12 protein-coding genes and 1 rRNA gene are annotated in these 14,476 nt (G+C 34.9%); 11 read left to right on the plus strand and 2 right to left on the minus strand.

What is annotated here, in order from left to right:
* Positions 1-17: 17 nt before the first annotated feature.
* The 11 genes from rrf to ACYQ3X_RS00410 all read left to right on the plus strand — a co-directional run bounded on the left by rrf (position 18) and on the right by ACYQ3X_RS00410 (position 9,612).
* Positions 18-134: ribosomal RNA gene (rrf, locus tag ACYQ3X_RS00360) — 5S ribosomal RNA — on the plus strand.
* Between the two features lie 180 nt (positions 135-314).
* On the plus strand, positions 315-518 hold the full coding sequence (locus ACYQ3X_RS00365; protein ID WP_460179859.1) for a cold-shock protein: 204 nt from the start codon (positions 315-317) through the stop codon (positions 516-518).
* A gap of 46 nt (positions 519-564) precedes the next feature.
* Complete coding sequence (gene lipA, locus ACYQ3X_RS00370; protein ID WP_460179860.1) at positions 565-1,425, plus strand: lipoyl synthase; 861 nt, start codon at positions 565-567, stop codon at positions 1,423-1,425.
* The gene (locus ACYQ3X_RS00375) at positions 1,412-2,563 is read left to right on the plus strand and encodes an iron-containing alcohol dehydrogenase (protein WP_460179861.1); all 1,152 of its coding nucleotides are present in this window, start codon (positions 1,412-1,414) and stop codon (positions 2,561-2,563) included. The genes lipA and ACYQ3X_RS00375 overlap by 14 nt, the downstream gene beginning before the upstream one ends.
* A 19-nt stretch (positions 2,564-2,582) precedes the next feature.
* Positions 2,583-3,791, plus strand: coding sequence for an alanine transaminase (alaC, locus tag ACYQ3X_RS00380; protein ID WP_460179862.1), 1,209 nt, complete (start codon positions 2,583-2,585; stop codon positions 3,789-3,791).
* 9 nt (positions 3,792-3,800) lie between these two features.
* Positions 3,801-5,081, plus strand: a complete 1,281-nt coding sequence (locus tag ACYQ3X_RS00385; protein ID WP_460179863.1) for a homoserine dehydrogenase — start codon at positions 3,801-3,803, stop codon at positions 5,079-5,081.
* Entirely contained in the window at positions 5,081-5,845 is a 765-nt protein-coding gene (locus ACYQ3X_RS00390; protein WP_460179864.1) for a HesA/MoeB/ThiF family protein, read from the plus strand. Before ACYQ3X_RS00385 ends, ACYQ3X_RS00390 begins: the two co-directional genes overlap by 1 nt.
* Positions 5,842-6,246, plus strand: coding sequence for a M67 family metallopeptidase (locus tag ACYQ3X_RS00395; protein ID WP_460179865.1), 405 nt, complete (start codon positions 5,842-5,844; stop codon positions 6,244-6,246). Before ACYQ3X_RS00390 ends, ACYQ3X_RS00395 begins: the two co-directional genes overlap by 4 nt.
* Positions 6,243-8,024, plus strand: a complete 1,782-nt coding sequence (locus ACYQ3X_RS00400) for a penicillin-binding protein 1A (protein WP_460179866.1) — start codon at positions 6,243-6,245, stop codon at positions 8,022-8,024. Before ACYQ3X_RS00395 ends, ACYQ3X_RS00400 begins: the two co-directional genes overlap by 4 nt.
* Positions 8,025-8,027: 3 nt before the next feature.
* A complete protein-coding gene (locus ACYQ3X_RS00405) occupies positions 8,028-8,798 on the plus strand; it encodes a ParA family protein (RefSeq protein ID WP_460179867.1) in 771 nt (256 codons plus the stop codon).
* Positions 8,779-9,612: a ParB/RepB/Spo0J family partition protein gene (locus ACYQ3X_RS00410; RefSeq protein ID WP_460179868.1), complete on the plus strand. Its 834-nt coding sequence runs from the start codon at positions 8,779-8,781 to the stop codon at positions 9,610-9,612. Before ACYQ3X_RS00405 ends, ACYQ3X_RS00410 begins: the two co-directional genes overlap by 20 nt.
* Here ACYQ3X_RS00410 and ACYQ3X_RS00415 read toward each other — a convergent pair.
* Both ACYQ3X_RS00415 and smc read right to left on the minus strand, forming a co-directional pair.
* Positions 9,587-10,945, minus strand: a complete 1,359-nt coding sequence (locus ACYQ3X_RS00415; protein WP_460179869.1) for an FAD-binding oxidoreductase — start codon at positions 10,943-10,945, stop codon at positions 9,587-9,589. The two genes, ACYQ3X_RS00410 and ACYQ3X_RS00415, sit on opposite strands and share 26 nt — an antisense overlap.
* A complete protein-coding gene (gene smc / locus ACYQ3X_RS00420) occupies positions 10,942-14,397 on the minus strand; it encodes a chromosome segregation protein SMC (RefSeq protein ID WP_460179870.1) in 3,456 nt (1,151 codons plus the stop codon). Before smc ends, ACYQ3X_RS00415 begins: the two co-directional genes overlap by 4 nt.
* Between the last annotated feature and the right edge of the window lie 79 nt (positions 14,398-14,476).

Here is a 14,476-nt window from a genome sequence, read left to right on the forward strand (position 1 = left end):
TGCTATTATAAAAATCGTCTGGTGGCTATACCGGAGGGGAAACACCCGTTCCCATTCCGAACACGGAAGTTAAGCCCTCCAGGGCCGATGATACTATGACCGCGAGGTCATGGGAAAGTAGGTCGCTGCCAGGCATTTTTATTTATACAGAATTTATTCATTAAAATCCCTCTTCTAAATCCCTGTTAAAACAACATGTAAAAATTTTTCTTTACTTTTTACGATAGAGCATGTTATAAAAGAGTTAGCTTTGCATTTTGCAAGCCTTTAGTACCTGCCATTGGTGGGGAGATTAAAAGGAGGTTTTAAGAAGTATGGCTTTTGAAGGACGTGTTAAGTGGTTTAATGAGTCAAAGGGATTCGGGTTCATTCAGCAGGACGGTGGTGGAGATGTCTTTGTCCATTACACCTCAATTAAGGGTGATGGATTTAAGACCCTGAAACAGGGCGACAGAGTGAAATTTGATGTTGTTGAAGGAGATCGTGGACCTAAAGCAGTTAATGTAGAAAAAATCTGACAACCTAGGGGACCCCTACACGGGGTCCCTTCCATACACTTTTCCTATGTCTCTTCCAGAATGGGTTAAAACCCAACTTAAAGGAATCAAAAAAACGCAGAATTTTTTAAAAAATCGTAAGCTTAACACTGTCTGTGAGACATTGAGGTGTCCAAACAGAAGTATTTGTTATAAAGACTCAATTGTTACTTTTATGATTCTCGGTAATGTTTGCACAAGAGGATGTAAATTCTGTAATGCAGAGAAAGGAATTCCTGAAAAAATTGATCCGGAAGAGCCTTTCAGAGTTTCTCAGGCAGTTAAAGAACTGGGAATAAAATATGTTGTTATAACATCACCAACAAGAGATGACCTAAAAGATGGTGGAGCAGATCATTTTGCAGTAACTGTGGAAGAAGTTAAAAAAAACAATCCTGAAGTATTGGTAGAAGTTCTTGTTCCAGATTTTCAGGGTAATATAAATTCCATAAAAAAAGTTTTAAATTCTGATATTGTAGTTTTTGCTCATAATATTGAAACAGTGCCATCTCTTTATGGTAGCGTGAGATCTGGTAATTACAATCTTTCATTAAAAATTCTGGAGTTGGTAAAAACGCTAAATTCACGGATAATTACAAAATCAGGATTTATGGTTGGAGTTGGTGAAAGCATGAAGGAAGTCTTTCAGACAATAAAGGATTTAAAAAATGCTGGTTGTGATATCATTACAGTGGGACAGTATCTTCAGCCTTCAAAAAAAGCTCTACCTGTAGTAGAATATAAAAAAATGGAACTATTTGATGAAATTGCTGATTTTGCTTTAAAAGAAGGTATAAAAGTTGTTTTAAGTGCTCCATTGATAAGAAGCTCTACAAGAGCTTATGAAGCTTATAAAGCAATAAAGGAGGGTAGATATGGAAAACTTTGAATTTTTTAATCCAACAAGAATAGTGTTTGGCAGAGCAACTGAGAATAAAATTGGTGAAATTCTTAAGAAAGACAGAATTAAAAAGGTTCTCTTTGTTTATGGTAAGAACTCAATTAAAAAAATCGGGCTTTATGAAAGAGTTGTCAGGGCATTGAAGGAAAACGGAATTGAATTCATTGAACACAGTGGAGTAAAGCCAAATCCTGTGCTCAGTCATACAAGAGAGGGAATTGAGAAAGCTAAAGCAGAAAAAGTAGATGCCATAGTTGCAGTTGGTGGAGGTTCTGTTATTGACGAAGGTAAAACAATTGCAGTAGGTGCTAAAAACAAAAAGGATGTATGGAGATTTTTTAAAAGGCAGGATGAGATAAAAGGAGCACTGCCTGTTTACACGATTTTGACTCTTGCTGCAACAGGAACTGAAATGAATGAAAATGCTGTAATCACCAATGAAGAAACCAGAGAGAAACTCTCAATCTCCTCAAGGTATATATATCCCAGGGTTTCAATTCTCAATCCTGAATTAACTTTCAGTGTTTCTGCCACGTATCAGGCTTATGCAGCAGTAGATGCTATTGCCCATGTAATAGAGTACTATTTCAGCGGTTCTTACTGCCCGATGATTCAAAATAGATTTATTGAAGGATTAATTAAAACAGTAATGGATACTACAGAGAACATTCTTAAAGAACCTGACAATTACAATGCCCGTGCAGAGTTTATGTGGGCTGCAACTCTTGCTTTAAATGGTCTTGCAAAGTTAGGTATAAAAGAAGGAAGCTTTCCAAATCATATGATTGCTCATGCATTGGGCGGTATTTATGACCTTGCCCATGGTGCCTGCCTTAGCATTGTTATTCCAGCATGGATGAAATGGTACAAAGATAAAAATCCTGCTCAGTTTGAGAGATTTGCCAGAGAGATATTTAATAGAGAAACTACTGATGAAGGAATTTCAGAGCTTAAAGCTTGGTTTAAAAAAATTGGTGCACCGATTAGCTTAAAGGATGCAGGAATAGAGGAGTCTGATATTTCAAAAATTGTTGATAATGCTTACAACATTGCTCAAGTATGGCAGATGGAGGATGTTTACACAAAAGAAACATTGACAGAAATAATAAAAAATGCAAATTATTAAATAAAAACGGAGGGATAAAATGTTTGATTTTCCAAGAATTAAAAGACTGCCTCCTTATGTATTTGCAGTTGTAAATCAGTTAAAAACTGAGTTAAGAAGGAAAGGTGAAGATATTATAGACCTCGGAATGGGAAATCCTGATTTACCAACTCCTAAGCATATTGTTGAAAAACTCTGTGAAGCAGCAAAACTTCCGAAGAATCACAGATATTCAGCATCAAGAGGCATAACACAACTTAGATGTGCTATATCAGAGTGGTATAAAAGAAGATTTGATGTTGATATAGATCCTGAGACAGAAGCAGTTGTTACAATTGGCTCAAAAGAGGGCTTGAGCCATCTACTTTTAGCAGCAGTTCAACCGGGTGATGTGGTGCTTACTCCTTCTCCTGCCTATCCAATTCATCCTTATGGAGCAATTATTGCAGGTGGAGATGTCAGAACTTTTAACATTTGCCCATGTATGGATTTTTTTGAAGAGCTTGAAAGAGCTTATAAAAATTCCTGGCCAAGACCAAAGATTTTGATAATTAATTTTCCTCACAATCCAACAACAGCAGTAGTGGAAGATCTTAACTTTTTCAGAAAGGTTGTTGATTTTGCTAAAGAAAACAACATTATGGTTATACACGATTTTGCCTATGCAGATCTGGTTTTTGATGATTATAAAGCTCCAAGCTTTCTTCAGGTTCCTGGCGCAAAGGATGTGGGAGTAGAGTTTTTCTCAATGACTAAAAGTTACTCAATGGCTGGATGGAGAGTTGGTTTTTGTGTGGGCAATAAAGAGATTGTTGGAGCACTTACAAAGATAAAGAGCTATCTTGATTATGGAATGTTTCAGCCAATTCAGATTGCTTCAATTGTGGCATTAAGGGGACCTCAGGACTGCGTTGAAGAAATAAGAAAGACCTATGAGAGAAGAAGAAATGTTCTCATCAGAGGATTAAATCAGGCAGGCTGGAAAGTTGAACCTCCAAAGGCAACAATGTTCGTATGGGCTGAGATTCCAGAGCCTTTTAAAAAGATGGGTTCATTAGAGTTTGCCAAGTTTTTAATAAATGAGGCAAAGGTTGCAGTATCTCCAGGTATAGGTTTTGGTGAAGGAGGAGAAGGTTTTGTCCGATTTGCTCTTGTTGAGAATGAACACAGAATAAGACAGGCATGCAAGGGGATTAAAAGAGCATTAAATCTTATACCTCAGATAAAGAAAATTAGAAAAGTTGGATAAGGAGGCAGAATGAAGCAGGTTAAAGTTGGCATTATTGGTTTTGGCACTGTTGGCACAGGAACGGTAAAGATACTTCTTAATCAAAGAGATTTAATTAAAAAAAGGACAGGTATAGATCTGGTTTTAAAAAAAGTTGCTGACAGGGATATTGAAACACCAAGAGAGATATCTTTGCCAAGAGAGCTTTTAACTACAGATGCAGGAGAAATCATAAAAGACCCTGAAATTGATATAGTTGTTGAAGTTGTAGGTGGCACTACTGTAGCAAAAGAATTCATTATGGAAGCTTTAAAAAATGGAAAAAATGTTGTGACAGCAAATAAGGCTTTATTAGCAGAATATGGGAATGAAATATTCAGAGAAGCCTTGCAGAGAGGATTAAAAATTGGTTTTGAAGCCTCTGTTGGAGGAGGGATTCCAATTATAAAGATAATGAAAGAAGGACTTGTGGCAAACAAGATGCTTGCTATTTATGGAATAATTAATGGAACAACTAATTTTATTCTTTCAAAGATGACTGATGAAGGAATTGATTTTCAGGATGCTTTAAGAGAGGCACAAACTCTCGGGTTTGCTGAAGCAGATCCCACTCTTGATATTGAAGGAATTGACTCTGCTCATAAAATAACAATACTTGCTTCATTAGCCTATGGAATTCCATTTAGCTTTGATAGGGTATACTGTGAAGGTATTACAAAGATAACTACACAGGATATAGCCTTTGCAAGAGAATTCGGATATAAAATCAAACTTCTTGCAATAGCGAAAATTCTTGATGGAGAAATTGAGCTTAGGGTTCATCCCACAATGGTCCCAGAGCATTATCTGATTTCTAAGGTTGATGGTGTTTTTAATGCTATTTACGTGGAAGGAGACAGTGTTGGGGCAACTCTTTACTATGGAAGAGGTGCAGGAAGCATGCCAACTGGAAGTGCTGTTGTGGCAGATATTGTGGATATAGCAAAAGGTGTTAATACAATGCCTCTTGATTTTTCAGAAAAATACAGTATTAAACCAATGGAAGAAATAGAGAGCATGTATTATTTTAGGTTTACTGCACTGGATCGTCCGGGAGTTCTTTCAAAGATTTCAGGAGTTTTTGGAGAACACAACATAAGTATTGCTTCAGTAATTCAGAAAGGAAGATCAAAGGCAGGTGCTGTTCCTCTTGTAATTTTGACACATAAGGCAAAGGAAAAAAATGTTCTTCAAGCACTGGAAAAGATTGATAAATTGCCAGTTGTTTCTGACAAGAGTGTATTCATTAGAGTTGAGGGAGAAGAAGCTTAGTGGATTTCACTCTTGAGCTAAGCACTGGTAAATTAAAGAATAAGGAGATAAATTTATTGAGATATGATCGCCAGATTATACTGCCTCCTATTGGTATTGAAGGGCAAAGAAAACTTAAAGAATCAAAGGTTTTGATAATCGGTGCAGGTGGACTTGGAAGTGTAGTAGCTTACTGGCTTGCATGCTCTGGCACTGGTTATATTGGAGTTATTGATCCTGACATAGTGCAGCTAAGCAATCTTCAGCGTCAGATTCTTCACAATGAAGAACATATTGACATGCCAAAGGTGATCTCAGCAGTGATAACTCTTAAAAAAATTAACAGTGAGATTGAGATACTTCCTTATCCAGATGAGATTAACAAAGAGAATGCACTGGATTATATAAAATTTTATGATGTTGTTGTTGCCTGTCCTGATAATTTTGAAACAAGAAAAATTCTTAATGATGCCTGTTTTAAGATAAACAAACCCCTTGTAATAGGAGCAGTATCAGAATTTGAAGGACAGGTTTTTGATATATTGCCTCCTTATGGACCATGCTATAGGTGTATTTTTGAAGAAGCAGAGGACGAACAAAACCAAAGAGGAATTTTAGCTCCAGTAGCAGGAGTGATTGGTTCAATTCAGGCTGCAGAAGCAATAAAAATCTTAATTGGTTTTGGAGAGCCTTTACATGGCAGGATGATTATTTACAATGCAATGAGTGGAGTCTTCAGAGAGACTAAATTTTCAAAAAATCCATCCTGTAAAATCTGCAAATGAAAATCAAAAAAGAAATCTTCTGTGAAATGATACAGCACTGTAAGTCTTGTTTTCCCTATGAAGCCTGCGGAATTCTTGCAGGAAAAAATAATCTTGTAACAGAAATTTATAAAATAAAAAATATAGAGGCTTCCTCTTTAAGCTACTTTATGGAACCAAAAGAGCAACTAAAGGCAATAAAGGATATGAAAAATAAAGGAGTTGAAATGATTGCCATATTCCACAGTCATCCCTGTAGTTTTGCCTATCCATCAACTAAGGACATAGAGCTGTCTTTTTATGATGTTTACCATGTGATAATTGCTCTTAATCCTGATGGAGAGAATCTTATATTTGAAGCAAAATGTTTTAAGATAAAAGATGGGAAAGTTTATGAGGAAGAATTAGTTATTGAGCAATGAAAACAAAAATAGTTTATGCTGTCTTTATTTTCTTTCTTTTTCTAATTGGTGCATTTGCAGGCTATATATACTGGATTTTTTCAGATCTGCCTGATGTAAAAGCCTTAGAAGGCTATAGACCATTTGAGGCATCAGTTGTATATTCTTCAGATGGTCATGTTCTGACAGAATTTTTTTATGAGAGAAGAAAATTCGTTCCCTATTATGAAATCCCTGACCTTATAAAAAAAGCCTTTGTTGCTGCAGAAGATGTGAGATTTTACAAGCATCCCGGAGTTGATGTTATTGGTATAATACGTGCTCTTTACAGAGACATTAAAGCAGGCAGTATAGTTGAAGGTGGAAGCACAATCACACAGCAGCTTGCAAAGATGCTATTTTTAAAACCTGAAAAGAGTTTAGCGAGAAAGATAAAAGAAGCAATTCTTTCAATCCAGATTGAAAAAAAATACACAAAGGATGAAATACTTGGACTCTACTTAAATCAAGCTTATTTTGGAAATAGAGCATACGGAATAGCTGCAGCAGCAGAGGCTTATTTTGGAAAGTCTTATAAAGATTTAAATATTGCTGAGATTGCATTACTTGCCTCTTTACCAAAGGCTCCTTCAGCCTTTAATCCTTTCAGAAAGCCTGACTTAGCACTAAAAAGAAGAAACATTGTTTTACAGAAAATGCTTGAAGAAGGATTTATCTCTAAAGAGCAATACAATGAAGCAGTGAAAGAACCTCTTCCAGAACATCCTCACTGGAGGCGATTTGAAGCTCCCTATTTTGTTGAAACTTTAAGACAGGAGCTTGAGTTAAGGTATGGAGAGAGACTTTATAAAGATGGATTAAGAATTTATTCAACCATTGATTATGTTCTCCAGAAAAAGGCAGAAGAAACTGTAAAAAAAGGATTAACAGAGATTCATAAAAGAGTAAAGCCTCCTGTACAGGCAGCATTAATTGCCCTTGAGCTAAAAACAGGTTACGTAAGAGCTCTGGTAGGAGGAAATGATTTCTGGGAAACCCAGTACAACAGAGTATTTTCTGTGCGACAGCCTGGAAGTGCTTTTAAACCCTTTGTTTATGCTGTTGCACTAATGGAAGGCTGGAGTCCTGATGACACAATTCTTGATGCTCCAGTGAGTTTTCCAGGAGCAGTTCAAGGGAAAAACTGGAGCCCAAGAAACTACAATAACGAATATCATGGTGAAGTTCCACTTCGCAAAGCAATTGCCCTTTCCTTAAACTCAGCTACTGTTAGATTAGCCTCACAGATAGGAATTAAAAAAGTTGTTGAGTTTGCTAAGGAGTGTGGTTTAACCACAAAAATTCATCCCTATCTATCAACTGCGCTTGGTGCCTCTGATGTTAAACCCATAGAGCTTACAGCAGCCTACTCAGTTTTTGCCACCGGCAAAAAAATAAAACCCATTTTTTATGAAAAAATCACTGACCATAATGGTGTTACAATTGAAGAAAACAAACCAGAGATGGAGACAATACTGCCAGAGGAAATTGTTGAGCAGATGAGAGAGTTATTAAGAGAAGTTGTTCTTTCAGGAACTGCTCAGAGAGCAAATGAGCTTGGAAGAGAAGTTTATGGAAAAACCGGAACAACAAATGATTTTTCCGATGCATGGTTTGTTGGATTTGATGATAACTTACTGGTTGGTGTATGGGTAGGAAGGGATAATCACAAACCAATTGGACCAAAGGAAGCAGGTGCAAGAGCAGCTCTTCCCATATGGATAGATTTTATGAAAGAAACAGGGCAAATGTTAAAATAAAAAGTGGGTAAAATAATAGCAATAGCAAATCAGAAAGGCGGAGTTGGAAAGACTACTACAGCTTTAAATCTGGGTGCCTGTCTTAGTATTGAGGGCAAAAAAGTTCTTTTAGTTGATTCAGACCCTCAGGGAAATCTTACTACAGGGGTAGGAATAGAAAGACAGAAACTTAATTTAAGCCTTTATGACTTATACATTAATTCAAATCCTGCAGAGAGGGCAAAACTAAGCACAGCCTTTGAAAATCTCTGGATAATTCCATCAACAATAGACCTTGTGGGAGTTGAAGTAGAGCTTGTTCAGAAACCTGACAGAGAGTTTATCTTAAAAAATGCTTTAATTTCAATCACTTCAGATTTTGACTACATTTTTATTGATGCACCTCCATCCCTGGGATTATTAACACTTAACTGCCTTGTTGCAGCTAATTCACTTTTAATTCCAGTCCAATGTGAGTATTATGCTCTTGAAGGACTTGGATTACTTATGAGGACAGTGGAACTTGTAAAAGCCAAACTAAATCCAGGGCTTGAAATTGAAGGCATTTTACTTACCATGTTTGATGTTAGAAATACTCTTTCAAGACAGGTTGCTGAAGAGGTAAGACGCTTTTTTGGTAAAAAAGTTTATAATACAATAATACCAAGAAATGTGACGCTGGCAGAGGCTCCAAGTCATGGAAAGCCTGCTGTTTTTTATGATATAAAATCAAAAGGTTCACAGAGTTATTTAAGTTTTGCTATGGAGTTTTTAAATGAAGAAAGCACTCGGTAAAGGACTAGATGCTTTAATTCCAAAAAAAGAAGAAACACTTCTTGAAATTGAGATAGAGCGAATAATACCAGGTGAGTCTCAACCAAGAACAGATTTTAATGAAGAAGCTTTAAAAGAGCTTGCCCAATCTATCAAAGAAAAAGGAATTATTCAGCCAATAGTTGTATCCCGTGTTGGTGATGGAAGTTTCAGAATAATTGCTGGAGAGAGAAGATGGAGAGCAGCAAAGCTTGCAGGGCTTGAAAAAATTCCAGCAGTTATAAAAGATGTTTCTACTTTGGAAGCCATAGAAATTGCTTTGATTGAAAATATTCAGAGAGAAGACCTTGATCCTGTTGAAACAGCTTCTGCTTTTGAAAGGCTTCTTAAAGAGTTCAATATCACACAGGAGGAGCTTTCAAAAAGAGTTGGGAAAGACAGAGCTACAATTGCAAACTATTTAAGAATTCTTAAACTTCCTGATGAAGTAAGACAGTATCTTAAAAACGGAACAATAACAATGGGACATGCAAAGGCAATTCTGTCAGTTGAAGACCCTCAAAAACAGATAGAGCTTGCGAATATGATTATAAAAAAGTCATTGTCTGTAAGACAAACTGAGGAGCTTGTAAAAAAAATAGATAAACAAAAACCTCCTAAGAAGATTCTTCCAGAAATAGCAGACCTTGAGAACAAACTTACTTCAGAACTTGGCTATAAAGTTAAAATTTTACATAAAGGCAAAAAAGGTAAACTACAAATATTTTACAACTCCCTTGATGAGCTTGATGGTATTCTTGAGCGGATATTTAGAAAATCTTTCCTGGATTCATAAATCCTTTAGGATCAAAAGCTCTTTTTATAGCCTGCATCAGCTCAATCTGTTTTTTTTCTAACTGAATATTCATATAGGGCTTTTTTGTTATCCCAATTCCATGCTCTCCTGAAATAGCTCCACCAATACTCACTGTGAATTCAAAAATTTTTTTAACAATTTCAAAGCCCTGTTTTTTTTCCTCTTCATTATCCCTTTCCGTAAGAATGTTTACATGAATATTGCCATCTCCAGCATGTCCAAAGGAGATAATGGGAATATCTGATTCATTTGAAAGCTGATTTAACTTTACAAATGTTTTTGAAAGACAGTCTAATGGAACAGCAATATCAATGTTTATCTTTTCTTTATCCTTCATCTTCAAAATACATGGTGAAATGCTTCTGCGAGCTTTCCATAAATTTTCCCTTGAGTAGTAATCTGTGGCAATCTTAGCCTGTCCATTGAGTTTTCGTACAATGTCAACAATTTTTTCACCCTGCCTTTTAATAGAAGTTATCTCTCCATCAAGCTCAACAAGAAGCATTGCTTCTACATTTGTGGGGAGTCCGAGTTCATAATTTTTTTCAATTAAACTTAAACAAGAGCTATCAAGAAACTCAAGGGTTCTTGGAATAATTCCTGAACCAATGATTTTTGGCACAGCTTCTCCAGCAGACTCTACTGAGTCAAAACTTATAAGAAGGGTGATTACTTCTTCTGGTTGGGGTAAGACCCTGACAGTCACCTTTGAAATTATTCCAAGTGTTCCCTCTGATCCAATGAAAAGTTCTTTTAATTCATATCCTGTAACTCTCTTGAAAGTTTTTCCACCTAAGGTAAGAACAGCTCCAGTTGAAAGAACAACCTCAAGAGCTAAACAGTAGTTTCTTGTAACTCCATATTTTATTGCTCTTGGTCCACCAGCATTTGTTGCCACATTTCCTCCAATAGTGCAGTAATCAAGGGATGCAGGATCTGGTGGATAAAAAAGTCCATAAATCATAAGTTCTTTCTGAAGCTCTCCGTTTATAACTCCTGGCTCAGCAGTGGCAGTAAAATTTTTTGGATTTATTTCCAGAACTTCTCTCATTCTTTCAAGGCTGATTACAATAGTTCTTGAATTAACAGGAATAGCACCTCCTGCCATGCCTGTTCCAGCACCTCTTGGCAGTATTTTTAATCCTCTATTTGTTGCCCATTTTACAACTTTTACAATTTCTTCAGTGCTTTTTGTCCATGCCACAAACTCTGGAATTACTCCCTTTGCATAGGAAGCATCATAGCTATAGCATATAAGGTCTTCTTTTTCATCTGATATTTCAATTCCTTCAAGCAATTTTAAATCTTTCATGCATATACCTCTGCATCTTTTAATTCTATGGAAATTACTGTTGATACACCTTCCTCCTGCATTGTAACACCATATATGTAATCGGCAATTTCCATCATGAGCTTATTGTGCGTTATGATGAGAAATTGTGTGTCCCTGCTTAAATCTTTTATCAGTTTTCTCAGTCTAAGCGTATTTACATCATCAAGCGGAGCGTCCACTTCATCAAGTATGCATACAGGAGATGGACGAATACTCAAACAGGCAAAGATGAATGCTAAGGCAGTAAGTGTTTTCTCCCCTCCTGAAAGGAGATTTATGTTTCCTGTTTTTTTACCAGGGGGTTGAACCTGCATTTCTATTTCTGACTCAAGAATATTGTTTTCGTCAGTGAGAATAATTTCAGCTTTTCCTCCTTCAAAAACTTCATTGAAAATGCTGTTAAATCTGTCTTTTAAAAGATTGAATGTTTCTCTTAATTTCTTTCTTGTGAGAGAGTTAATTCGCTTTATTGCTTCCTGTAACTCTTCTATAGATGTTATAATATCCTGTTTCTGAGTAATTAAAAAGTTATATCTTTCCTTAACATCTTCATATTCCTTCAAGATTTCAATATCAACAGGTCCAACTTCTTTCAACTGATTTTTAAGCTGATTTATGCGTGTTTTAAATGTCTCCGTTTCTTGTGCTGGTTCTATGTTTTCTTTAATTATGTCAACGCCATAAATGTTGTAAATCTCATTCCATAGATTTTCAAGCTTCAATTTTTTCTCTCCTTCAATGGTTTTTTTCTCTCCGATTTCTGCTGTGATGTTTTGTAATTTTTCATTTATGCTCTGATAATTTTTTTCCAGCTCTGTTAAAGAGTTTTTTTCATTCTGAAGCTCTGTATTAAGATTTTCTCTTTGTTCTTTCAGATTGAGAGTATGAAGAGCGAGTATTTCAATTTTTTTAAATATCTCTGCTTTTTCCTTTTCAATCTGAGATATTCTTATCAGGCTCTGTTTAATATCTTCTTCATTTTTCTGCTTTTTCAATGAAGTTTTTTTAATCTCTTCATTTAGTCTGTTTATTTCCTGTTTTTTATTATTATATCTTTCCTTTAATGTGGAAAGCATGATTTTTTTATTAGAAAGCTCTTCTTTCCTGCTTTCATTTTTAAGGGATATCTCCCTTTGCTTAATTTTCAATTCATCAATCTTTGTTTCTAAATCTTCAATTTCAAAACTTAGTTGCTCAATTTCAGATTGGGTTTTTTCAATAAGCTTTGTATTATGAAATATCTCATTTTGCAGAGCTTTTTCTTCATTTTCCATGTATTTTGCTCTTTGCTTTGTCTGTTCCATTTCCCTGTTAAGAGTTTTATATTTTTCTTCAGCTTTGAAAATTTCCTTTTGTATTTGAGAAATCTGGAGTTTTTTGCTTTCAATTTCTCTTTTAAGCTCCTGTTTTGTAGCTTGTATTTTTTCAATTTCCTGTTGTAAATATTCAATTTCCTTTGATATTTCAGCCTTTTCTCTGTTCAAATCTTCAAGCATTCTTTTCTTTTTAAGAAGATTTAATGTTTTGCCCGTTTTTATAAATCCATCAGGATAAATCACTTCACCTTCTCTGGTCACAAAGCAGTAATGAGGGAATTCTTTCCTTATTTCCATTGCTTCTTTAAGATTTTCTACAATATAAACATTTTCAAAAATATTTTCGTGAATTCCAGGTTCTTTTATTTTTATGAAGTTTTTAATTTTTTTGTTATTCTCAGGTTCTTTATCGTTATTCTGAGTGAAATGCAAAGTTTCTTCACTTTTTAAGAAAAACCATCCCCTATGTTTAGAATCTTTAATTGTTTCAATGTCTTCTACTACTGATGCTTTAAGCTTTTCTTCCAGGACAGTTTCAATTAATTCTTCCACTTCTCTTGCTACATCAATGCATTCAAAGAAGAGTTTGTAGTTTTTGTCCTCCTGCCATATTTCTGATGAAATGGCTTCAATTTTTCCATTTATTACTGCTTCTCTTTTCTTTTTTTCAATTATTAGCTGAGTTTTTGTTTCCAGCTGGTTTTCTATTTGAGAAAGTTGATTTTGAATAATGTTGTTTTCATTATGTTCTGATTCCAGATTTTCTCTTAATTTTTTGATATTTTCCTGCATTTTTTGAATTTCTGTTTCCATCTGATTTATCTTTTGCATTATTTCTTTTTTTCGGATATAAAGGGAGTTTAATCTGTTTTGAGCATTTTCACAGGATTTTTTTAATGATTGATGATGGTTTTTCTTATTTGCCAGTTCAGTGGTAAGATTAAAAAGGATTTTTCTTCTTTTTTCAAGCTCTTTTTCAATTTCATTTATTTCTTTGTAGAACTTCATCGCTTCCTGTTCTTTTTCAAGGATTTCTTTTTGAAGATTGGCAATATTTTCCTCAATTTCTTCATATTCAGTAGAAGTAACTTTTAAATCATTCAGATATTTTTCTATCTCCAGTTTTAAAGCAGAGTTTTCTTCATTAAGTTTGTTTATTAATTCTTTCTTATTTCTTTCTTCCTGAAATATGAGTGTTTGTTGAGTTTCTGCTTTTGTCTTTTCTATTTCCTTTTGCCTTAGCTCTTTTTCCCTTTCCTGTATTATAGTTTCAATATGGGAGATTTTATTTTTTTGTGCCTTAATTCTCTCTATGATTTTTCCATTTTCTTCTTTTAATTCTGCCTGTTTATTTTCAAGAATTTGAATATCTTCTTGAAGTCTTTTAATTTTGTCAAGAAGAATAAGAGTTTCAGCTTTAGAGAGTTTTAATTCAAGATTTTTTAATTCTTCCATGATTTTTTTGTACTTTTCAGCTTTTTTAGCCTGCTTTTCAAGTAAAGAGTACTGTTTTTTTAGCTCACTGATAATGTCTTCAATTCTTTGCAGATTTTCCAGAGCTGATTGAAGCTTTCCTTCTGATTCATTTTTTTTCAGTTTGTACAATGAAATTCCAGCACATTCTTCCATGAGAGCTTTTCTATGTGAAGGTTTTGATAAAATCTCATTAATTTTAATCTGATCAATTATTGAGTAAGTTCTTATATCAACTCCCTGTGAAAGGAGTATTTCTTTTATGTCTTTAAGTCTTGCCTGTTTACCATTGATGATGAAGTAGGATTCTCCTGTTTTGTAAAATCTTCTCTTTATTTCAATTAATTCTGTCTCAGGTTCTCCTCCATTTTCTGGTTCTCTCAGAGACTTTAATAGAATTGTTACTTCAGCAATACCCTTTTCCTTTTTTGATTGAGAGCCCTGGAATATGACTTCTTCCATTTTTTCACCGCGAAGAATCCTGGGATTATGCTCGCCAAGTACCCATCTGAAGGCATCAACAATATTGCTCTTTCCTGCTCCATTTGGTCCAACAAAGCAGGTTATTCCTTCATTAAGCTCTATGCTGGTTTTTTCAGGGAAAGATTTAAATCCGTTAAGTTCAATCCTTTTTATCCGCATTAAAATATTTTAGCTTATTTTTTATTTAAAAGCTTTAATGTGGACATAAAATTTTTTTATTTGACGAAAAAAATACAAC

This window comes from Thermodesulfovibrio sp. TK110 (genome assembly GCF_054658355.1).

Coding starts and splice junctions, on each gene's coding strand:
- ACYQ3X_RS00385 (WP_460179863.1), top strand. CDS start 3,801: ATGAAGCAGGTTAAAGTTGGCATTATTGGTTTTGGCACTGTTGGCACA.
- alaC (WP_460179862.1), top strand. CDS start 2,583: ATGTTTGATTTTCCAAGAATTAAAAGACTGCCTCCTTATGTATTTGCA.
- ACYQ3X_RS00375 (WP_460179861.1), top strand. CDS start 1,412: ATGGAAAACTTTGAATTTTTTAATCCAACAAGAATAGTGTTTGGCAGA.
- smc (WP_460179870.1), bottom strand. CDS start 14,397: ATGCGGATAAAAAGGATTGAACTTAACGGATTTAAATCTTTCCCTGAA.
- ACYQ3X_RS00400 (WP_460179866.1), top strand. CDS start 6,243: ATGAAAACAAAAATAGTTTATGCTGTCTTTATTTTCTTTCTTTTTCTA.
- ACYQ3X_RS00395 (WP_460179865.1), top strand. CDS start 5,842: ATGAAAATCAAAAAAGAAATCTTCTGTGAAATGATACAGCACTGTAAG.
- ACYQ3X_RS00365 (WP_460179859.1), top strand. CDS start 315: ATGGCTTTTGAAGGACGTGTTAAGTGGTTTAATGAGTCAAAGGGATTC.
- ACYQ3X_RS00410 (WP_460179868.1), top strand. CDS start 8,779: ATGAAGAAAGCACTCGGTAAAGGACTAGATGCTTTAATTCCAAAAAAA.
- lipA (WP_460179860.1), top strand. CDS start 565: ATGTCTCTTCCAGAATGGGTTAAAACCCAACTTAAAGGAATCAAAAAA.
- ACYQ3X_RS00415 (WP_460179869.1), bottom strand. CDS start 10,945: ATGAAAGATTTAAAATTGCTTGAAGGAATTGAAATATCAGATGAAAAA.